17 protein-coding genes and 4 pseudogenes are annotated in these 20885 nt (G+C 66.4%); 15 read left to right on the top strand and 6 right to left on the bottom strand.

All coding sequences use genetic code 11. From position 1 onward, the window contains the following. The first annotated feature begins 35 nt into the window (after nt 1-35). The 6 genes from CBP34_RS14155 to CBP34_RS14130 all read left to right on the top strand — a co-directional run bounded on the left by CBP34_RS14155 (nt 36) and on the right by CBP34_RS14130 (nt 5582). Nucleotides 36-1370: a homoserine dehydrogenase gene (locus CBP34_RS14155; protein ID WP_094098412.1), complete on the top strand. Its 1335-nt coding sequence runs from the start codon at nt 36-38 to the stop codon at nt 1368-1370. 32 nt (nt 1371-1402) lie between these two features. After that, complete coding sequence (thrC, locus tag CBP34_RS14150) at nt 1403-2833, top strand: threonine synthase (protein WP_094098411.1); 1431 nt, start codon at nt 1403-1405, stop codon at nt 2831-2833. Between the two features lie 112 nt (nt 2834-2945). Beyond that, nucleotides 2946-3515 carry a molybdopterin-guanine dinucleotide biosynthesis protein B gene (gene mobB / locus CBP34_RS14145; RefSeq protein ID WP_094098410.1) on the top strand — a complete coding sequence of 190 codons (570 nt, stop codon included), beginning with the start codon at nt 2946-2948 and terminating at the stop codon, nt 3513-3515. After that, nucleotides 3512-4741 carry a molybdopterin molybdotransferase MoeA gene (locus CBP34_RS14140; protein WP_418134678.1) on the top strand — a complete coding sequence of 410 codons (1230 nt, stop codon included), beginning with the start codon at nt 3512-3514 and terminating at the stop codon, nt 4739-4741. Before mobB ends, CBP34_RS14140 begins: the two co-directional genes overlap by 4 nt. Then, on the top strand, nt 4738-4989 hold the full coding sequence (moaD, locus tag CBP34_RS14135; protein WP_094098408.1) for a molybdopterin converting factor subunit 1: 252 nt from the start codon (nt 4738-4740) through the stop codon (nt 4987-4989). The genes CBP34_RS14140 and moaD overlap by 4 nt, the downstream gene beginning before the upstream one ends. 266 nt (nt 4990-5255) lie before the next feature. Then, nucleotides 5256-5582: a c-type cytochrome gene (locus CBP34_RS14130; RefSeq protein ID WP_086928787.1), complete on the top strand. Its 327-nt coding sequence runs from the start codon at nt 5256-5258 to the stop codon at nt 5580-5582. Between the two features lie 50 nt (nt 5583-5632). Here CBP34_RS14130 and CBP34_RS14125 read toward each other — a convergent pair whose 3' ends face one another. Together CBP34_RS14125 and CBP34_RS14120 are read right to left on the bottom strand one after the other, a co-directional pair. Continuing rightward, nucleotides 5633-5968 carry a hypothetical protein gene (locus tag CBP34_RS14125; RefSeq protein ID WP_094099191.1) on the bottom strand — a complete coding sequence of 112 codons (336 nt, stop codon included), beginning with the start codon at nt 5966-5968 and terminating at the stop codon, nt 5633-5635. A gap of 9 nt (nt 5969-5977) precedes the next feature. Then, nucleotides 5978-6235 carry a hypothetical protein gene (locus CBP34_RS14120; protein ID WP_086927857.1) on the bottom strand — a complete coding sequence of 86 codons (258 nt, stop codon included), beginning with the start codon at nt 6233-6235 and terminating at the stop codon, nt 5978-5980. Nucleotides 6236-6303: 68 nt separating this feature from the next. On the opposite strand from CBP34_RS14120, the gene CBP34_RS14115 reads away from it, so the two are divergent. The 5 genes and pseudogenes from CBP34_RS14115 (at nt 6304) to CBP34_RS14095 (ending at nt 11959) form a co-directional block, all read left to right on the top strand. Beyond that, nucleotides 6304-6534: a hypothetical protein gene (locus CBP34_RS14115; protein ID WP_086913003.1), complete on the top strand. Its 231-nt coding sequence runs from the start codon at nt 6304-6306 to the stop codon at nt 6532-6534. A 50-nt stretch (nt 6535-6584) separates the two neighbouring features. Next, nucleotides 6585-7061 carry a molybdenum cofactor biosynthesis protein MoaE gene (locus CBP34_RS14110; protein WP_167372736.1) on the top strand — a complete coding sequence of 159 codons (477 nt, stop codon included), beginning with the start codon at nt 6585-6587 and terminating at the stop codon, nt 7059-7061. A gap of 209 nt (nt 7062-7270) precedes the next feature. Beyond that, nucleotides 7271-9877, top strand: a complete 2607-nt coding sequence (clpB, locus tag CBP34_RS14105) for an ATP-dependent chaperone ClpB (protein ID WP_094098407.1) — start codon at nt 7271-7273, stop codon at nt 9875-9877. 173 nt (nt 9878-10050) lie between these two features. Next, nucleotides 10051-10452, top strand: a complete 402-nt coding sequence (locus CBP34_RS19585; protein WP_418134677.1) for a hypothetical protein — start codon at nt 10051-10053, stop codon at nt 10450-10452. A 69-nt stretch (nt 10453-10521) separates the two neighbouring features. After that, a pseudogene (locus tag CBP34_RS14095) lies at nt 10522-11959 on the top strand (coniferyl aldehyde dehydrogenase). On the opposite strand, the gene CBP34_RS14090 reads toward CBP34_RS14095, so the two are convergent. After that, nucleotides 11931-13796, bottom strand: coding sequence for a hybrid sensor histidine kinase/response regulator (locus CBP34_RS14090; RefSeq protein ID WP_094098406.1), 1866 nt, complete (start codon nt 13794-13796; stop codon nt 11931-11933). The pseudogene CBP34_RS14095 and the gene CBP34_RS14090 sit on opposite strands and share 29 nt — an antisense overlap. Then, entirely contained in the window at nt 13783-14418 is a 636-nt protein-coding gene (locus CBP34_RS14085) for a response regulator (RefSeq protein ID WP_086912999.1), read from the bottom strand. Before CBP34_RS14085 ends, CBP34_RS14090 begins: the two co-directional genes overlap by 14 nt. Before the next feature lie 164 nt (nt 14419-14582). Here CBP34_RS14085 and CBP34_RS14080 point away from each other — a divergent pair, with 164 nt between their 5' ends. From CBP34_RS14080 to CBP34_RS14070, 3 genes and pseudogenes are all read left to right on the top strand, one after another. After that, nucleotides 14583-15155, top strand: a complete 573-nt coding sequence (locus tag CBP34_RS14080; RefSeq protein ID WP_094098405.1) for a hypothetical protein — start codon at nt 14583-14585, stop codon at nt 15153-15155. 121 nt (nt 15156-15276) lie between these two features. Further along, complete coding sequence (locus CBP34_RS14075) at nt 15277-15795, top strand: GNAT family N-acetyltransferase (RefSeq protein ID WP_086914144.1); 519 nt, start codon at nt 15277-15279, stop codon at nt 15793-15795. Between the two features lie 171 nt (nt 15796-15966). Then, nucleotides 15967-17114: pseudogene (locus CBP34_RS14070) on the top strand (methyltransferase). Between the two features lie 56 nt (nt 17115-17170). On the opposite strand, the gene CBP34_RS14065 reads toward CBP34_RS14070, so the two are convergent. After that, on the bottom strand, nt 17171-17686 hold the full coding sequence (locus tag CBP34_RS14065) for a hypothetical protein (RefSeq protein ID WP_094098404.1): 516 nt from the start codon (nt 17684-17686) through the stop codon (nt 17171-17173). A 284-nt stretch (nt 17687-17970) separates the two neighbouring features. Between CBP34_RS14065 and CBP34_RS14060 the strand changes: the two are divergent. Next, a pseudogene (locus tag CBP34_RS14060) lies at nt 17971-18923 on the top strand (tRNA dihydrouridine synthase). 15 nt (nt 18924-18938) lie between these two features. Here the strand turns inward: CBP34_RS14060 and CBP34_RS14055 are convergent. Continuing rightward, nucleotides 18939-20830, bottom strand: a pseudogene (locus CBP34_RS14055) (phospholipase D family protein). Nucleotides 20831-20885 lie beyond the last annotated feature (55 nt).

The following is a 20885-nucleotide window of genomic DNA, read 5'->3' as shown; positions in this document are numbered from 1 at the left end:
AAGCGGTGCGGCACATTTTGACTGGTAACTTTTCCATGAAACCGATCCAAGTAGGCCTGCTGGGCATTGGCACCGTCGGCAGCGGCGTCTTCAACGTGCTGCAACGCAACCAGGAAGAAATCCGCCGCCGCGCGGGCCGGGGCATCGAGATCACCATGGTGGCCGACCTTGACGTGGAGCGCGCCAGGAAAGTGGTGGGCGAGGGCGTACAGGTGGTGAGCGACGCGCGCGCCGTCATCGCCAACCCCGAGATCGACATCGTCATCGAGCTGATTGGCGGCTACGGCATTGCCAAGGCGCTGGTGCTCGAAGCCATCGCCGCCGGCAAGCATGTGGTCACGGCCAACAAGGCGCTGCTGGCCGTGCACGGCACCGAGATTTTTGCCGCTGCGTCGGCCAAGGGCGTGATGGTGGCGTTTGAAGCCGCCGTGGCGGGGGGCATCCCCATCATCAAGGCGCTGCGCGAGGGCCTCACGGCCAACCGCATCCAGTGGCTGGCCGGCATCATCAACGGCACCACCAACTTCATCCTCTCCGAAATGCGCGACAAGGGCCTGGACTTTGATGCCGCCCTGAAAGATGCGCAGCGCCTGGGCTATGCCGAAGCCGACCCAACCTTCGACATTGAAGGCGTGGACGCCGCCCACAAGGCCACCATCATGAGCGCCATCGCCTTTGGCATCCCGGTGCAGTTCGACAAGGCCTATGTTGAAGGCATCACCCAGCTCAGCGCCACCGACATCAAATACGCCGAGCAACTGGGCTATCGCATCAAGCTCCTGGGCATCACCAAGCGCGTGGACAAGGGCATCGAGCTGCGCGTGCACCCCAGCCTGGTGCCATCCAAGCGCCTGATCGCCAACGTGGAGGGCGCCATGAATGCCGTGGTGGTGCAGGGCGACGCCGTGGGCGCCACGCTGTACTACGGCAAGGGCGCGGGCTCCGAGCCCACGGCCAGCGCCGTGATTGCCGACCTGGTGGACATCACGCGCCTGCACACTGTGGACCCGCTCAACCGCGTGCCGCACCTGGCCTTCCAGCCACACACCCTGGACCAAGCCATGAGCGAGCTGCCCGTGCTGCCCATGAGCGAAGTGGTCACCAGCTACTACCTGCGCCTGCGCGTGGCAGACCAGGCCGGCGTGCTGGCCAAGGTGACGGGCATCCTGGCCGACGCCGGCATCAGCATCGACGCCGTGCTGCAGCGCGAGGCCGACGAAGTGGGCGGCGAAGGTTCCACGCAAACCGACCTCATCATCCTCACGCACGACACGCGCGAAGGCACCATGAACGACGCCATCGCCCAGATGCAGCAGCTTCCCACGGTGCTGGCCCCCATCACGCGCATCCGCAAGGAAGAGCTGAACTGAGCGCCGCAAGCACAACACGCACAACGAACGCCATGCTGTACCTCTCCACACGCGGTCATCCTGATCGCAAGCATTTCTGCGACATCCTGCTCGAAGGCCTGGCGCCCGATGGCGGGCTGTACCTGCCCGAGCATTACCCGCAGATCGACGACGCAGCCCTCACCCGCCTGCGCAAGGCTTACCACGAGCAGGGCTACGCCGAGCTGGCGTTCCAGATCCTGTCGCTCTACATCGACGACATTCCTGCCGCCGACCTGCGCGCCCTGTGCGCCAAGACCTACACCGCCGAGGTGTTTGGCACCGGCGAGATCGTGCCGTTGCGCCACCTGGAAGACGGCCTGTGGCTCGAAGCCCTGTCCAACGGCCCCACGCTGGCCTTCAAGGACATGGCCATGCAGCTATTGGGCAACCTGTTCGAGTACGAGCTCAAGCGCCGTGGGGAGCAGCTCAACATCCTGGGCGCCACCAGTGGCGACACCGGCAGCGCCGCCGAATACGCCATGCGCGGCAAAGAGGGCGTGCGCGTCTTCATGACCAGCCCGCACGGCCGCATGAGCGCCTTTCAGCAGGCGCAGATGTTCAGCCTGCAGGACGAGAACATCCACAACATCGCCATCGAAGGCGTGTTCGACGACTGCCAGGACATCGTCAAGGCCGTCAGCAACGATCTCGAGTTCAAGCGCAAGTACAAGATCGGCACCGTCAATTCCATCAACTGGGCGCGCCTTTTGGCGCAGGTGGTGTACTACTTCGCGGGCTACGTGCAGGCAACGGAAACGAACGACCAGAAGGTCAGCTTCACCGTGCCCAGCGGCAACTTCGGCAACATCTGCGCCGGCCATGTGGCGCGCATGATGGGCCTGCCCATCGCCAAGCTGGTGGTGGCGACGAACGAGAACGACGTGCTCGACGAGTTCTTTCGCACCGGTGTGTACCGCGTGCGCAGCAGCGCCGATACGCACGAGACATCGAGCCCCTCGATGGACATCAGCAAGGCCAGCAACTTCGAGCGGTTCATTTTTGACCTGCTGGGGCGCAATGGCCAGCGCACCAAGGCCTTGTTCAGCGCCGCCTTGCAAACCTATGGCCGCTTTGACCTGAGCGCCGACCCGCTCTTTGCCGACGCTGCGGCGAAATACGGCTTTGAAAGCGGCAAGAGCACCCATGCCGACCGCCTGGCCACCATCCGCGACACCTACAACCGCTTTGGCGTGACCATCGACACCCACACCGCCGATGGCGTGAAGGTGGCCCGCGAGCACCGGGGCAACCCGGCGGTGCCGATGATCGTGCTGGAAACGGCTTTGCCCATCAAGTTTGCCGAAACCATTGAGGAGGCGCTGGGCCATGCGCCCGAGCGGCCCGAAAAGTTCGCCGGCATCGAGGCCTTGCCCAAGCGTGTGCAGGTCATGCCGGCCGATGTGCTGCTGGTCAAGGCGTATATCGAACGGCACTGCCAGTAAGCGGCGGCCGTGCGTGCAGCGGTCACAACTGTTTTGCACGAAAAATGCCCCTAGCGCTTGTCTGTTAAGCGCTGGCAGCTATAAATAGCATAGCTATTCAGAGGAGCATTGGATGAAGGTTGTAGGCTTTGCCGGTTTCTCCGGCAGCGGCAAGACCACGCTGGTCGAGCAGGTCATCCCCGAGCTGCGGCTGCGCGGGCTGCGGGTGTCGGTGGTCAAGCATGCGCACCACAGTTTCGACATCGACCATCCGGGCAAAGACACGTACCGCCACCGTGAGGCGGGCGCCTTCGAGGTGGTGGCAGCATCAGACCGGCGCCTGGCCCTGATCCGTGAGTTCGAGCAACCCGCCCAGCTCAGCGTGCACCAGTTGCTGGCCGAGCTGTACCAGGGCGTTGACTGGGTGCTGGTCGAGGGTTTCAAGGAAAGCGATCTGCCCAAGATCGAGGTCTGGCGTGCCCCCGAGCCTGGCCAGGTGGCGCGGCCGGTTCGCTATCCCCACGACGATTTCATCGTGGCTGTCGCCACCGACGCACCCCAGCAGTTGCCCGTGCCCACCCAGCGGCCCGTGCTCGACCTCAACGCGCCCGCCCAGGTGGTCGACTGGCTCTTGCAGCATGCCGACCGCTTTGACTACCAATGGGACCTGCACGGAGACCTGTCGCCATGCGCCCCCCGATGAAGCCTCTCAAACCGCTCGATGACGCACTGGCCGAGCTGCTCGGCCATGCCACGCCCCTGGCAGGCGCCGACACGGTCACCACCTTCGATGCCGACGGCCGCGTGCTGGCGCAGGACTGCACCTCGATGCTGCATGTGCCGCCGCAGGACAACAGCTCGATGGATGGCTACGCCGTGCGCTGCGCCGATGTGGCGGCCGTGGGGGCTGAACTGCCCGTGTCACAGCGCATTGCAGCGGGCAGCGCGGGCGAGCCCCTGCAGCCCGGCACGGCGGCGCGCATCTTCACCGGCGCTCCCGTGCCTGAGGGCGCCAATGCCATCCTGATGCAGGAAGACTGCGAGGCGTTGGAAGATGGCCGCGTGCGCATCAACGCCGTGCCGCGGCCGGGCCAGTGGATTCGCCGTGCCGGCGAGGACATCACGCGCGGCGCAGTGGTGCTGCGGGCCGGCACGCGCCTGACGCCCGCCGAGCTGGGCCTGGCCGCAAGCATCGGGCTGGCGCAATTGCAGGTGGCGCGCCGCCCGCGCGTGGCGCTGTTCTCCACCGGCGACGAACTGGTCATGCCTGGCGATGTGCCGCCCGAGCAGATGCGCCCCGGCGCCATCTACAACAGCAACCGTTTCTTTTTGCGCGCCATGCTGCTGCGCCTGGGCTGCGAGGTCACCGACTTCGGCATCGTGCCCGACCGCCGCGACGCCACCATCGACGCCCTGCGCGCTGCCAGCGGCGTGCACGACCTGATCCTGACCAGCGGCGGCGTGAGCGTGGGCGAGGAAGACCACATCAAGCCGGCCGTGGAGTCGCTCGGGTCGCTCGATTTGTGGCAGATCGCCATGAAGCCGGGCAAGCCGTTTGCCTATGGCCAGATTCCGCGCGACAACGGCCGCGCGCATTTCATGGGCTTGCCGGGCAACCCGGTGTCGAGCTTCCTGACCTTTGCGCTGCTGGTGCGGCCGTTTGTGCTGCGGCTGCAGGGTGTGCAGAGTGTTGCTCCTCAATCCATAGCTGCTCGCGCCGATTTCACTTGGCCCAAGGCCGACAAACGCCGTGAGTTCTTGCGGGTGCGGCACAACGCCACGGGTGGACTGGACCTGTTCGACAACCAGAGCTCGGGCGTGCTCACCTCGGCCGCCTGGGGCGATGGCGTGGTGGACAACCCGGCCGGCAAAACCATTGCACCGGGTGATACCGTGCAGTTCATCGCGTTTTCGGAGCTGTTGTCATGAAGATCACGGTGCGCTATTTCGCTTCTATCCGCGAGGCCATCGGCGCGGGACAAGAGCCGGTGCAAACCAGTGCCGCCACGCTGGGCGCCTTGCGCGACGAGCTCATTGCCCGCGGTGGTGCCCATGCCACCAGCCTCGCACGTGGCCGTGCGGTGCGCATGGCGCTCAACCAGACCTTGAGCGAAGAGTCGGCGCTTTTGGCCGATGGAGCCGAGGTGGCTTTTTTCCCGCCCGTGACGGGGGGATAGTTGGGGGAGCCGGATCGGCCCGACCGGCTGTGTCTCGGCACTGTGCCACCGTTGAATAGTGCCGGTGGTATCCAGGTGCACCATGGCCTGGAGTCTGATGTGCGCTCCCGCACTGCTGCAGCCCCCGAAAGTCGGCCTGCGTATCTCCCCGTGTTGCGTTGACGCATGTCGATACTGCGATTGCATTTGGTCGCGGGTCAATTGACGTGCGATTGCGTCAGGAATATCTTGCTTGTGGCATGTCGCCAAGCCGCAAGGGGAAATTTATGAAGACGCTCCACCTCATCGTCGTAGCAGGTTTGCTGGGTATGGGCTTTTCTGCATGGGCCAACCCCCAGCTCGCGGACGAAAAACAATGCATGCAATGTCACTCGGTAACCAAGGATGGAGCGGGCCCTGCATTCCAGAAGATTGCGATTCGGTGGAAAGGTGATCCGAGCGCCGAGAAAACCTTGGTGGCCACCATTCGCAAGGGCAGTGTCGATGGGGGTGGCCGGCATTGGGGTATCGCCAAGATGCCCGACGATTCCGAGCGGCCCTTGGTCAGTGAAGACGAGGCCAAACAGCTCGTGAAATGGATTCTGTCGCTCTGATCGCTGCGCGCAGATACCTGGAGGCTGCAATGGAGTGGCAGCGCAATCCGTCAGTCACTCGCCGTTGCGTCCTTCGCGGGGGCAAGTTCGGGGCATTGCCACACCAGCAGTTCGGCCAGCCGCGTGACGATCCAGGTGGCCTCGGCTACCGAAACGCCCGATTCGGCCGTGCACAAACCGGCATGGATGCGCCGCAAAATCTCGGACTCGGACGGCGCCTGCACGTGGTACAGCGTCTGCGCGTGCTCCACCAGGTGGCCCGCGAGGTCTTCGCACAGCTCGTAGCGGGTGCGCACCGCATCGGACTTTTCGGTGAGCCGCCCGCGCGCGTCGGAGTACACCGCTATGAACGAGGGCGGAACGTGGATCTGGTTGTCGTCGTCCATGGGCATCGCTCAGTCGGGGGTGAACAGCCGCTCGAACTTTGCTCCATCGGCCGCCAGCTCGAATGTCACCAGTTGCCCCATCTTCATGTCCGACAGCCGGCAGGCTGCAAACAGGGTGTATTTGCCGGCCAGGTGCATGCTGGGCAGATCGATCAGCGCATAGGGGTGGGGCACAAACACTTCGTGCTCGAAGACGGCGTTGCGGTGCTGGTTGCGGGGTGATGGAAACAGCTTGTAGCTGGCGGTGGTGATGGTTTGCGTGGCCATGGGCAGGTTGGGGTTACAGTGCGGGCGAATGCTACAGACAATCCCTTTCCCCTTCAAAAAACCTTCCCATGGCACGAACCAAGAGTGAATGGCCCGCCAAGGTGATGGCGCTGGTGCGCAGCGGCAACCTGGCGGCGGCGTCGGCGCAGATCAAGGTGGCGCCCAGCGTGGGCGACGTTACGCGCCTGCAGGGGCTGTTGGCCCAGCTGCCGCCATCGCCCGCGCTGCAGCAGCTGCAGCAGGTGGTGGAGGAAGAGCGTGCGCTGCTGGCCGCACCGCGCCTGCACCGCTCGCCGTGATGGCTGATGCGATCGTCCAGCCCTTGATTTCGCCCGTTGTTGAGCCTGCCATGAACCTGCCCCGTGTATCTATCCAGACGCAAGACTTTGATGTGTCCGCCGAACTCGACGCCCTGCGGCGTGGTGACAAGGGCGTGGGCGCGGTTTGCAGCTTTGTGGGCACGGTGCGCGACCGCAACGAAGGCGATGCCGTGGCTTCGATGGAGCTGGAGCACTACCCCGGCATGACCGAAAAATCCATCGAAGCCATGGTGGATGAGGCTTTCCGGCGCTTTGACATCTTTGGTGCCCGCGTGATCCACCGCGTGGGGTTGCTGCAGCCACTCGACCAGATCGTGCTGGTCGCGGTGACCAGCGCCCACCGCGGCCAGAGCTTTCAGGCCTGTGAATTTTTGATGGACTACCTCAAGACGCAGGCGCCGTTCTGGAAGAAGGAGCAGACGGCGCAGGGCGCCCGCTGGGTGGATGCGCGCGTGAGCGACGACGCCGCGCTGGCGCGCTGGGGCATCACGGCCCGCAATGCCTGAAGGGGCTGTTGCTGCCTTGCCCTGAATAAATTGGATGAAATTGGCCGCTAGCGCTTGTTGGTAAAGCGCTGGTAGCTATCAAAAAAGTATTTTCGCAGGCGATGGCGCTTGGGCGATTCACTGACGCAGGTCAATCCTGCCGCCGCAGCACTGTCTTGAAATCAGGCACGCAGCGCCCCAAGTGCTCTGCAATTCGGAGGATATGGACCATGCGTCTCGACAAATTCACCACCAAGTTCCAGGAAGCCCTGAGCGATGCCCAGAGCATTGCGCTGGGCAATGACAACGCCTACATCGAGCCCGTGCACATGCTCGTGGCCATGCTCAAGCAGGATGACGGCCCCAGGGCGCTGCTGCAGCGCGCGGGCGCCAATGTGCCCGGCCTGCTGGCTGCGGCCGAAGCCGCCGTCAAGCGCCTGCCTTCCGTGCAGGGCCAGGACCAGGTGCAGGGCGGGCCCGAGCTGGGCCGCGTGCTGCAGGCCACCGAGAAAGAGGCCATCAAGCGCGGCGACCAGTTCATCGCCAGCGAGCTGTTTTTGCTGGCCGTGATCGACAGCAAGGGTGATGCCGCAAAGATCGCCAAGGAAAACGGCCTCACGCGCAAGAGCCTGGAAGCCGCCATTGACGCCGTGCGTGGCGGCCAGAAGATGGACAGCGCCGAGGCCGAAGGCCAGCGCGAGGCGCTGAAAAAATACTGCATCGACCTGACCGAGCGCGCGCGCATGGGCAAGCTCGACCCGGTGATCGGCCGCGACGACGAGATCCGCCGCGCCATCCAGGTGCTGCAACGGCGCACCAAGAACAACCCGGTGCTGATCGGCGAGCCCGGCGTGGGCAAGACCGCCATCGTGGAAGGCCTGGCCCAGCGCATCGTGGCTGGCGAGGTGCCCGAGTCGCTCAAGGGCAAGCGGGTGTTGAGCCTTGACATGGCGGCGCTGCTGGCCGGCGCCAAATACCGCGGCGAGTTCGAGGAGCGCCTGAAAACCGTGCTCAAGGAACTGGCGCAGGACGAAGGCCAGACCATCGTTTTCATCGACGAGTTGCATACCATGGTGGGCGCCGGCAAGGCCGAGGGCGCCATGGACGCCGGCAACATGCTGAAACCTGCGCTGGCGCGTGGCGAGCTGCACTGCGTGGGTGCCACCACGCTCGACGAATACCGCAAGTACATCGAGAAGGACGCCGCACTGGAGCGCCGCTTCCAGAAGATCCTGGTGGGCGAACCCACCGTGGAGGCGACCATTGCCATCCTGCGCGGCCTGCAGGAAAAATACGAGGTACACCACGGCGTGGAGATCACCGACCCGGCCATCGTGGCCGCCGCCGAGCTCTCGCACCGCTACATCACCGACCGCTTCCTGCCCGACAAGGCGATTGACCTGATCGACGAGGCTGCGTCCAAGATCAAGATCGAGATCGACTCCAAACCCGAGGTCATGGACAAGCTCGACCGCCGACTGATCCAGCTGCAGATCGAGCGCGAGGCCGTGCGCCGCGAGAAGGACGAAGCCTCGCAAAAGCGCTTTGGCCTGATCGAGGAAGAAATCGAGTCGCTGCAAAAAGAAATCGCCGACCTCGACGAGATCTGGCAGGCCGAAAAAGCCCAGGCCCAGGGCAGCCAGCATGTGCGCGAGCAGGTCGAGCAGGTCAAGCTGCAGATCGAAGAACTCAAGCGCAAGGGCGACTTCAACAAGGTGGCCGAACTGCAATATGGCAAGCTGCCCGATCTGGAAAAGCAGCTCAAGGAAGCCCAGGCCAAGGAAGAAGGCAAGGACGGTGCGGCCCAGGGCAACCGCCTGCTGCGCACCCAGGTGGGTGCCGAGGAAATCGCCGAGGTGGTGAGCCGTGCAACCGGCATCCCAGTGGCCAAGATGATGCAGGGCGAAAAAGACAAGCTCTTGCAGATGGAAACCAAGCTGCACGAGCGCGTGGTGGGCCAGAACGAGGCGATTGCCGCCGTGGCCAACGCCATCCGGCGCTCGCGCTCGGGCCTGAGTGACCCGAACCGGCCCACGGGCAGTTTCCTGTTCCTCGGCCCCACGGGCGTGGGCAAGACCGAGCTGTGCAAGGCGCTGGCAGGCTTTTTGTTTGACAGCGAAGATCACCTGATCCGCATCGACATGAGCGAGTTCATGGAGAAGCACTCGGTGGCCCGCCTGATTGGCGCACCGCCCGGCTATGTGGGCTACGAAGAGGGCGGCTATCTCACCGAGGCCGTGCGCCGCAAGCCCTACAGCGTGCTGCTGCTCGACGAAGTGGAAAAGGCCCACCCCGACGTGTTCAACGTGCTGCTGCAGGTGCTTGACGACGGCCGCCTGACCGACGGCCAGGGTCGCACCGTGGACTTCAAAAACACCGTGATCGTGATGACGAGCAACATTGGCTCGCACCTGATCCAGGCCATGGTGGGGCAGGACAGCGAGGACATCAAGGAAGCGGTGTGGGGTGAGCTCAAGAACCATTTCCGGCCCGAGTTTTTGAACCGCATCGATGAAACGGTGGTGTTCCACGCGCTCGACGCACAGCACATCGCCAAGATCGCCAAGATCCAGCTGCAGCTGCTGCAAACCCGGCTGGCCAAGATGGACCTGGAGCTGCAGGTGTCCGACGCTGCCCTGGCGGAGCTGGCCAAGGTGGGGTTCGACCCGGTGTTTGGTGCGCGGCCGCTCAAGCGGGCGATCCAGCAGCGCATCGAAAACCCGCTGTCCAAGCTGCTGCTGGAAGGCCGTTTCCCGCCCAAGAGCGTGATCCCGGTTGGTGTCGATCCGGTGCAGGAGCCCGGCGTGTTCCACTTCGGCACGGCGTCGGCGGCGTAAAGGGCAGGGCGGCAGGGCGTCGCGGTAGTTCAAAAGTGATAGCTGCCAGCGCTTTCTGTGTAAGCGCTGGCAGCCTTTTTTGTTTAAAGCAATGTGGAATCTGCCGGAATGCGGTGGGCTGGTTGCCAGGGCGCCCACCGCCGATTTGTCAAAGTGGTTGAAGCCTGAGGAGGTTGTTTGAACGAATTTTTGGCGGCCTGACCCGCTGGCTCATCCGGGCCGTGCTGGTGGCGGCCGGACTGGTGATGTTTCTGAGTTTGCTGGCGGCCGTCTTGGTGCTCGCGCTGGCTTGGGCGCTGCGCGCGCTGTGGGCGCGCCTCACCGGCCGGCCCGTGGTGCCCTGGACCATGCGGGTCGATCCGCGCACGGGCTGGAGCACGGTGTACCGCTCCAGCGGGCGGTGGTCGGCCGCGCGCACCGCGCCCGCTGCCGAAACGCCCACGCGCCGCGCGCCCGCCTCCGAAACGCCCACGCGCCGCGCGGGCGTGCTGCCCGGCGCCGACGAGGTGGTGGATGTGGAGCCGCGCGAGCCCGGTGGGCCGGGTGGATCGGGTGACACGCGCGGGCTGCACTGAAGCCGCAACAGGCGAGTCGGGAACAGGTCTTACGTTTCAGGCAGCGGGCTGTCTTCTATGATGACCGCCATGACACCTGACGACATCCGCGCCCAATTCAATCTTCAGCGCCAGGCCAGCCGCGAGCACACCGACGTGCCCCTGCTGGTGCGCCGCGAGCGCCTGCTGCGCGTGCAAAAGATGCTTGATGAGCATGGGCCCGTGCTGGCCGCTGCCGTGCAGGCCGATTTCGGCATGCGCTCGCCGCGTTTGACCGAGGTGGCCGATTTTTTTGTGTTGCGTACGCTGCTGTCGCACACTTTGCGCCATCTGGCGCGCTGGATGAAGCCGCAGAAGGTGCGCACGCCGCTCTTTTTGCAACCCTCGCGGGCTGGATCGCGCGCCAGCCCCTGGGCGTGGTGGGCGTGATTTCGCCGTGGAACTACCCCGTGCAACTGGCGCTGGCCCCCGCCATCACGGCACTGGCGGCGGGCAACCGCGTCATGCTCAAGCCCAGCGAACTCACGCCCCACACCTCGGCGCAGCTGGCCCTGCTGGTGGCGCAGTTCTTTGCGGCGGATGAATTTTGCGTGGTGCAGGGCGATGCGGCCACGGCAGCGCTGGTGGCCTCGCTGCCGTTCGACCACCTGGTGTTCACCGGCTCCACCGCAGTGGGGCGCAAGGTGGCGCAGGCAGCGGCGCAGCACCTCACGCCCACCACGCTGGAGCTGGGGGGCAAGTCGCCGTGCATTGTGGATGCCGATTGCGACATGCAGGACGCCGCGCTCAAGATTGCCCACGGCAAGCTGCTCAATGCGGGCCAGACCTGCATTGCCCCCGACTACGTGCTGCTGCCGCGCGGGCGCGAGGCCGAGTTCTCCCAGGCCTACCAGGCCGCGGTGGCGCGGTTGTTTCCCAGCATCGAGGGCAACCCCGATTACGCCTCCATCATCACCCCGCGCCACTATGCGCGGCTGCGCACCATGCTGCAGCAGGCCCAGACGCAAGGTGCCGAGGTGCACACCATCGACCCCGCCAGCGGCAAGCCCGTGGCGGCCACCGTGGGCACGCTGGGCGACGGGGCCAGCCGCCAGATGCTGCCCTCGCTGGTGTTTGGCGCCACGCCCGCCATGGCGCTGATGCAGGAGGAGATTTTTGGCCCCATCCTGCCCGTGATTTCGTACGAGCGGCTGGACGATGCCGTGGCCCACATCAACGCGGGGCCCGCCCGCTGGCGCTGTACTGGTTTGGCCGCAGCGATGCGGTGCGTGACGATGTGCTGCGCCGCACCGTGAGCGGTGGCGTCACGGTGAACGACACGCTGATGCACATCGCCCACGACAACCTGCCCTTTGGCGGTGTGGGCGAAAGCGGCTGGGGCGCCTACCACGGCGAGCAGGGTTTTCTGCGCTTTTGCCACCAGAAGGCGGTGCTGGTGCAGTCGCGCTGGGCCATGGGCTCGCTGTTCTACCCGCCTTACGGCGCGCGCTTCGACAAGATCATGGGCCTGCTGCGCCGCTGGTTGTAGCCGAGTTGTCGTCAACCGGCTGCATCGCGGAGCCGGCCGCGTTGGTGGGCTGCGGCTGGGTGATGAGCTGCACCATGGCTTCGCGCAGCTGGCCGGTGGAAACCGGCTTGTGCAGCAGCAGGGCCGATGTGCTTTGCGCATCGCGCAGGCGCTGGGGCGAGGTGTCCCCCGTCATGATGATGGCCGGCACTGCAGTGCCCAGGTGCGTGCGCAGTGCCTGCAGCACCTGCTTGCCGGTTTCCTCATGGCGCAGCCGGAAGTCGGTGATGATGAGATCGGGGGTGTCGTCGCCCAGGTGCTTCAGTGCTTCGGCGCCCGAGCCGGCCACGGTGCAGTGGCAACCCCAGCTTTGCAGCAGCGACTGCATTCCAAGAAGCACCGCCTCGTCGTCGTCAATGGCCAGCACATGCAGGCCCTCCAGGCTGCGGTCTTCGGGGAGCGGCGTGGCTTCGTCCTGCAGCGCGCCGTCCCATGCATCCATCCAGAGGCGAAACACCGAGCCCCGGCCCGGTCGCGAGCGCAACTCGACAGTTGTGCCCCCCATCTCGTTCACCAGCCGGTGCACGATGGCCAGGCCCAGGCCCAGGCCCTTGCGCCGGTCGCGCTCCGGGTTGTCGAGCTGCAGGAACTCCTGAAAAATGTCGTCCCACTGGTGCTGGGGAATGCCGATTCCGGTGTCCCACACCTCCAGTGCCACCCGTTGGCCGCGCCGACGGCACGCAATCAGCACGCCGCCCCGGGTGGTGTAGCGCAGCGCATTGGAGATGAAGTTGCGCATCACCAGGCCCACCAGTGATCGGTCGGCATGCGCGGCCAGTGAGGTCTCGCGGGTGCGATACACAAGGCGGGCATTGTCGGCCTGCACGCCAAACTCCTGCTCCAGGGCCGTGAGCAGGGGCTGCACGGCAAATGCCGACGGGCGCACCTTGACCACGCCGGCCTCCAGCCGCGAGTAATCCAGCAAGGTGGTGAGCATTTCGGCTGCGGCGCTGGATGCGGCGTACGCATGGTTCAGCACCGTCTGCTGGCGCTCGTTCAGCGGGCTGCGCTGCAGGCTCTCCAGAAACAGCCCCATGGCGTGCAGCGGCTGGCGCAGGTCGTGGCTGGCCGCCGCCAGGAAACGCGACTTGTCGCGATCGGCTTTTTCGGCGATCTGCTGCGCCGCCTGGGCGCGCTGGGACTCGGCGCGCAGCTCTCCCACCAGGCGCTGGTTTTCCAGTTTCAGGGCAATGCTGCGGCGGGTGGCTGTATCGGCCGTGCTGGCCTGCATGCAGGTCAGGCTGAAATACACCAGCACGAGGAACAGCGCGGGCCACAGCACCGGCCCACCTGCCAGGGCAATGGCCAGCAGCACGCTGCCAATGGCGCAGCTCAGGTAGACAAGGTAGGCGCGGTACAGCGGTGCTCCCAGCCCCAGGGCGCCGGACGACACCGTGCTGACGATGCCAATGGCATAGACCACGCTGCTGGCGTTGCCCCAGTGCATCACCACCAGGCCCAGGCCGCCCCAACTCAGGCCCATGCCGGCCATGCAGGCCATCAGCTTATAGGCCGACCAGCGGGCGGGATCGGTCGTCGGGTCCATGCTGCGCAGCGAGAGATAGACCCCCATCACGACCAGCACATGCGAGATCAGCCAGGCCGTCAGCGCCTGCGGGTCGACCGCGCCGTCCATCACCCACATCGTGCCCAGTGCCGTGGCCAGGGAGGCCACCAGGGTCATGGGAAAGTTCTGGCGCAGCAGTGCGACCTGCTCGCGCAGCACCTCGTCGCGCTCCCAGCGCAGCGACGGCCAGGGCCAGCCCGCAGCGGCCTCCGGCGTGTCAGGCGGCATCATGCAGCGGCGGCAGCGACAGGCCCAGCCGCTGGGCCGCCAGCAAGGCAGCGCTGCGGCTGTTGACACCCAGCTGCGCAAAGATGGCGGCGACATGAACGCGCACGGTGTTCTCGCTCAGCCCCAGATCGCGCGCAATCACCTTGTTGGGCTTGCCGGTGCACAGCAGCGAGAGCACGTCGAGCTGGCGTGCCGTCAGCGAGGGCGCGGCCGGTCCGCGCGTGGTGGCGGTGTTGCCGCTGTTGACGGGAAAGCAGGGCGCGCCCGACAGCGCGCAGGTGATCGCCTCCAGAATATCCTCGCCACTGGCCGACTTGGGCAGGAAACCGTCGGCACCGCGCATGCGCGCCTCGTAAACAGCGTCGGGCGCCACGCTGGCAGACACCAGCACGATGCGCGCCCGGGGGCAGGCCTGGCGCAAGAGGCGCAGGCCGTCCAGGCCGCTCATGCCGGGCATCTGGATGTCCAGCAGCACCAGATCCACTGCGTCCAGCTGCAGCGCACAGGCTTCGGCCACGGTGCCGGCCTCGGAAATGGAGTCCACCGCCGGGTGGTCCTGCACGATCAGGCGCAGCCCGGTGCGAAACAGGGTGTGGTCGTCTACAAGCAGCAGGCTGGCGGGCATGGAGCGAGTATTGCGCACAACGCCCGGCTGTGGGTCTAGTCCATTTGTGCGATGGACGCGCGGGCGTGCGCTTCCTAGACTTTGTTCCAGGCGTTGTGATGGTCTGTGGTCAGACCGCATTGCGCAACCGATCCTGTCTTGGTTATCCACAAAGAGGTTTCCTCATGAGTGCCAGTGCTTTCCATTCTGCCGCCGGATTTTCCGCCCACCGTCCACGCACTGCCGATCCGCGTCCCACCGTGGCCAATGGCGCGGGGGCTGGCGTGGGGGGCAACACCGTGGCCCATCTGCTGCAGGAAAACTGCGCCGAACTGCGGGCCTCGGCCGGCGTGGTGATTGAATATCTGGATACGCAGGCGGGCACCTGGCAGTTTTCGCTGGACGACGGGCAAACCTGGCGCGCCATTCGCACCGACCTCATCAACCGGCCCGGCCACATGGGCCTGGCGCTTGATCGCGACGCGCGTTTGCGCGTGCTGTGCACGGGCGCCAGCCGCGACGGTGCGCGCGTGGTGCTCCATGCCGTGCAGCGCAGCCATGGCAGCTGCAACGGCAGCTATCGCCCCTACGCGCCCGATGAGCGCGAGGAAGCATCGTGCAGCGTCACGCTGGTGCTGGGCCTGGGTGCCATCAATGGGGTGCCGCCAGCGGTGAAGGTGCCCCGTCCGCGCAACAAGCGCGCCCGCGCGCTGGGCGCGGCAACGGGCGGCGAAAAGGCTGCGGTGGCAATGGCCTGACGGCAGCATCAGGGGCCGTGGCAGGCCCGCCGATTAACCAACGGCGCAGGGTGAAAAAGCGTTTGCGGCGACAATGCCGGTCCTTTTTGTTTTTTCACCCCTGTTTTCGTTCGGTTTTTCCATGTCCAGTATCCAGGTTCGTCCCGCCACGCTTCGCGATGCCAAAGCCATTGCCCAGATCCATACCGTTTCCGCCCAAGAGGCTTACAAAGGTCTGGTGCCAGACGAGCAGTTGAAATCCATGTCGGTCGAAAAGCGCCAGGCCTACTGGCGCGAGGCCATCGAATATTGCGAGCCGCAGGTGCAGGTCGCCGTTGATGGCGAAAAAATTGTCGGCTTCGTCGGCTATGACCGCTCGCGCGATGAAAAGTCCCGCCCCACCACCGGTGAAATCTGGGCCATCTATGCCGCGCCCACCCATTGGAACCAGGGCGTAGGCCTGGCCCTGTGGGACGCCGCACGCGACGGCCTGCACGAAGAAGGCTGCACCAACGTGACCGCGTGGGTGCCCTTGCGCAACGAGCGCGCCATCCGCTTCCACGAAATGGCCGGCTTCAAGCGCGAGCTCGCCACCGCCAAGACGGCCGTGGTGGGTGGCGTCAAGATCGAAGAAGTGCGCCTCAAACGCCCATTGAATTAAGAAACACCCCCCTATGTCGCTGCGCTCCTTCCCCCCGCTCTCGTATCGCTGCGCGCTACGGGCAGGCGGACGCCCCCAGCGCGGCGGGGCGGCCCTTGCGCGGGGGGCGCTGGCCTATGCAGCGCCAGCGTCAAGCGGCACGCAGCACCATAGAACACTTAAAAGGCTCCCATGATTGAATGGAACGAACAGGGCGAGGTACGCAACGCCCGCTGGCGCTCCGAAAGCGGGGCCGTCGCGCCGCGCCGTGTCGTGGTGGCCGATGACACGCTGTCTGCCGACACCGCCTACCGGCTCGCCTGCGAAGGCACGGGTCTGCTGTGGCAGGGCGACTTCCAGAATGCCCGCATGCTGCTGCAGGCCCTCATGCGCCGTGTCGACCGCAAGCCCGCCAAGGCAGCGGCCAAGGCTGCAGAAAAAATGGCGGCAGCCACGCCGGCCGAGGCGTTTCACCTGCACCGCCAGGCGCAGGCGCAGCGCGCCCGCGTGCTGTCGGCCCTGCTGATTCCTTTGGAAGGCGATTACGGCATTGACCTGCGCCGCGCCCCCGACCTGCGCCAGGCCTGCACCGAAGCCTGGGGCCCCGCCACGGGCGAGCGCTCGGTGGCTTCGCTGCGCGAGCTGCTGGGCCTGGTGGGCGCGCACGAGTGGCGCAAGAAGGGTGTGGAAGTACCTGCCCTGGGCGCCGCCCCCAACAACCGCATCCATCCGTATTACGGCGTTTTCTCGCCCGTGCGCGGCGAATATGTGGACCTGGTGGCTTCGGCCGACCTGCCATCGAAGGCGCTGGCCTTTGACATCGGCACGGGCACGGGCGTGCTGTCGGCCCTGCTGGTGCGCCGCGGCGTGCAGCGCGTGGTGGCTACCGAGCAGAACCCGCGCGCGCTGGCCTGCGCCCGTGACAACCTGCAGCGCCTGGGCGTGCTGGCGCAGGTGGAACTGCAGTCGGTGGACCTGTTTCCCGCCGGGCGTGCGCCGCTGGTGGTGTGCAATCCGCCCTGGTTGCCAGCCCGCCCCAGCTCGCCGATCGAGCACGCGGTGTATGACGAAGGCAGCCGCATGTTGCGGGCTTTCTGGCGGGGCTCGCCGATCACCTGGAACCGGGCGGCGAGGGCTGGCTCATCTTGTCGGACCTGGCCGAGCACCTGGGTCTGCGCACCCGCGAGCAGCTCATGGGCTGGATTGCCGACGCGGGCCTCAAGGTGCTGGGCCGCGCAGATATTCGCCCGCGCCACGCCAAGGCGGCCGATGCGGGCGATGCGCTGCACGCGGCCCGTGCGGCGGAAGTCACTTCGTTGTGGCGCCTGGCTGCGGCCTGATTCGGTAGCGCCCGGTAGGGCGGGGGGCAGTGAGTGCCTTGAGGGCGTTGCGCCGCTCAGTCGATCATGGCTGCAGACAGCGCGCGGTCGGGCGGCTGCAGCTGCTCCAGGCGTTCGCGAATGCTCTGTGCGCGTTCATCCCCGGCCACCTTGGCCACCTCGGCCATCAGGGCTTCACCCACCGCCAGCATGCTCTGGCGGTCGCGCGCCTCGCGCAGGGCCGCGTGGTAGCTGCGTGCCAGATCCGGGTCTCGGCGGGCAAACAGGCGCTCGGACAGGTCGAACAGGTACATGCGGGTGCCCGCCAATGAGCGCAGGGCCTCGGTGGGTTCGGGGGGTGTTTCGGGCGCCGGGGCGGGGGGCTCAACGGGCTGCGTGGTGGCCAGGCCAGCGAGATAGCCGTCGCGCAAGAGCTGCTCCACCATCTGGGCGCCGATGCCGTTGTACATGGCCTGCAGTTCGGACAGGGGCTTGCCGTCTGCCAGCAGCAGCAGCGAGCGTTCGCGCAGGCTCAGGGTGCGAACGCCTGGTGAGAGTTCACGGCGGGCTTTTTCGGTTCGTTGGAGCAACATGGACGCACGGATCACGGAAGGGAATGGCCCGCATTGCAGCACCGCGCGATGACGCTGTGATGACCTGCGCGGCGCACCGCCGTGCAGCCAGTCAGCCAGCGCCGGCACGGAAGCCCATCCGCCAGGCTGCCGCACAATGGCGGGCGCTGCCGGTGGCAGCGGAGCAGGTTCTAATTTGCTATTTGTTTTGTAGCTGCTAGCGCTCGCTGAATAAGCGCTTTAACCTGTTTTTATGTGAATTTTTTCTCGACATCCACCGCCGCGCCGGGCGGGTGGACCACACCATGACCTTGCTGCTCGCCCCGATGGAGGGGCTTCTGGATTTTGTGCTGCGTGATGTGCTGACCCGCGTGGGCGGCGTGGACCGCTGCGTGTCCGAGTTCATCCGCGTCACTGGCACCGTGCTGCCCGACAAGGTGTTCCTGCGCTACCTGCCCGAGCTGCGCCATGGCGGGCGCACGCTGTCGGGCGTGCCGGTGCGTGCGCAGCTGCTGGGCTCCGACCCGGTGTGCATGGCCGAGAACGCGGCCGCCCTGGCGGCGCTGGGCCCCGAGGGCATCGACCTGAACTTTGGCTGCCCGGCCAAGGTGGTCAACCGCCACGGCGGGGGGCGGCGCTGCTGCAGGAGCCCGAACGCATTGCCACGCTGGTGGCCGCCGTGCGTCGCGCCGTGCCGGCCCACCTGCCCGTGTCGGCCAAGATGCGTCTGGGCTTCAACGACGCGAGCCTGGCGCGCGAGTGCGCGCAGGCCATGGAAGCGGGCGGCGCCAGCGAGCTGGTGGTGCACGCGCGCACCAAGGCCGACGGCTACCGCCCGCCGGCCTATTGGGAGCAGATTCCGGCAATCCGCGCGGCCGTGCGCATCCCCGTGGTGGCCAATGGCGAGATCTGGACCGTGGCCGACGCGCAGCGCTGCCGTGCGGAGTCGGGCTGCGACGCCCTCATGCTGGGCCGCGGCATGGTGGCCGACCCCGGGCTAGCCCGCGCCATCCGCGCGGCCGATGATGGCCGGCCTGGCGCAGACCCGGTGGAATGGCCCGCGTTGCTGCCGCAGCTGGCAGCGTTCTGGCAGCTGGTATGCGACGACCTGGAACCGCGCCAGCGGGCCGGCCGGCTCAAGCAATGGCTCAACCTGCTGCGTCGCCGTTATCCAGAGGCCGAGCTGGCCTATCAGCATGTGCGCACCATGACCGACCAGCGCGCCATCACGGCCTGGGTGGCTGCCTTGCAGCCGTAAAGCCCGGCGGTGGGGTTACAGCAGATGATCGGGCGCCAGCGGGCCCAGCAGCAGCAATAGCAATCGCAGGGGCACGCTGGCGCCGGGCTCGCTGGTGGCATCCTGCAGGTTGCTGCCCAGCGGCGCCCGCCAGATCAGGCCGCCCCGCTTTGCAGTTCCACATGCCAGGCCGCGTCGCGCAGAGCCTGCTCGATGCTGCTGCCGGCCCGGCGTGCCAGGGCGGTGCTGCGGATCAGCAGCGCGATCTCGGTGTTCTGCTTTTGCGAGCGCATGTCCAGGTTCATCGAGCCCACAGCCAGCAGCCGGTGGTCCATGATCACCAGCTTGGAGTGCAGCATGGCACGCGAGGACCCGGTGGCGCCGCTGCTGCCCGTGGCGCTGAAGGCCCGGCGCACGCCGGTGGCCTCGCTGTGCATTTCGTACAGATCGACGCCCATGCCCAGCAGCGCCTTGCGGTGGCGTGCGTAGCCGGCGTGGGCAATGGGGGCGTCATTCGACGCCAGCGAATTGGTCAGCACCCGCACCCGCACGCCGCGCGCACGCGCTTCGGCAAAGGCCGCGGTGATCTCGCGCCCCGGCACGAAATAGGGCGAGACGATGAGCAGATCGCGCCGCGCCTGGCCCATCAGCTGCAGCAGGCCATCCACCACGGTGTCTTCCTTGTCCTCCAGATCGACCGTCTGTGCATCTTGCACCTCGCCCGCAGCATCGCCGGTGGCAGCGGCGGTGGTTAGGGATGCCGCCTTGCCCGCGGCGCTTGGGCTTGGTGGTGCGGGTGGGGGCGCTTTGGCGTTGCGCTGTTGCGCCGCCACGGCCGCACGCGGCGAGGGCGTGCCGGGCTGGGGTGGCAGCGCCTCGGTGGTGGCAGAGGATTCCGCCGGAATCTTGGCGGGCTTGTCCACCAGCACCACGGCGGGCGCCCACACAAAGCGGGCGGTTTTCAGATCGAGCGGCTTGCGGTCCCACACCAGGCTGCGCTGGGCCGCGTTGGCGTCTGGCGCCGCCATCGGGGTGGATGCTGCTGCCGCAGGGCCAGGCGCGGCCGTGGGCGCAGACGAAGGCTCGGTGCGCGCGCCTTCTTGCGCATCTTCGGTGGTGGCGGTGGCGGCAAGCGCGGTGCGCTGGGCCTGCAGCTCTTCTTGCGTGATCAGCGACTGCACCGGGTAGGCGCGCTCGTTGTTCCAGTAGCTGTCAAAGCTGCGCGACAGGTCCTGCACGATGGGGCCGACCGCCAGCACGTCCAGATCGACAAAGTTGCCCGATGTGTCGTGGCCAAAATAGGCGTCGCCCAGGTTGCGCCCGCCGGCAATGCCCATGGCGTTGTCGGCGATGAACAGCTTGTTGTGCATGCGCTGCTGCACGCGCGAGAAATCGCTGAGCGCGCTGACCATGCGCCAGAAGGCCGAGCTGCGGGCGCCCGCCACCGGGTTGAACATGCGCATTTCGATGTTGGGCTCAAAGGCCAGGCGCATCACCTGCGCGTCTTTGCCCGCGCTATGAAAGTCGTCCAGCAGCACGCGCACGCGCACGCCGCGCCGGGCGGCGGCCACCACGCTGAGCAGCAGGCGCTCGGCGCTGGCATCGGCGTGGATGGCGTAGTACTGCAGATCCAGCGTTTTCTGCGCCGCCTCCACCAAGGCCAGGCGGCTGCCATAGGCCGCCTGGGGGCCGGCCAGCAACAAAAAACCGGAATCAAAACGCGCATTTGCTGCCGCCCGGCGCTCGTCCACCAGCGCGGCCAGCGGTGTGCCGACAACGGTTTCCAGCGCCGTTGAAACGGGGCGCTGCACGTTCCTGGGCAATTCGGCGCAAGCCCCCAGCAGGGGAATGAGCAGCGCCGCGCACAGCAGCGCCAGGTGCCGGCGCAGCAGCGCGGGAAGAAAACCAAAAACAAAGGCGAGGGTCATGGGCGGGCGTAGCGGCGTGAATCGGTGGCGGGCACTGCCAGTGGGATGGGAACGC

Origin of the sequence: Acidovorax carolinensis (assembly GCF_002157145.1) — a bacterium.
GTDB lineage: Bacteria > Pseudomonadota > Gammaproteobacteria > Burkholderiales > Burkholderiaceae_C > Acidovorax > Acidovorax carolinensis.
Note: the sequence above shows the minus strand (reverse complement) of the source record. Positions and strands in the feature narration are given on the sequence as shown.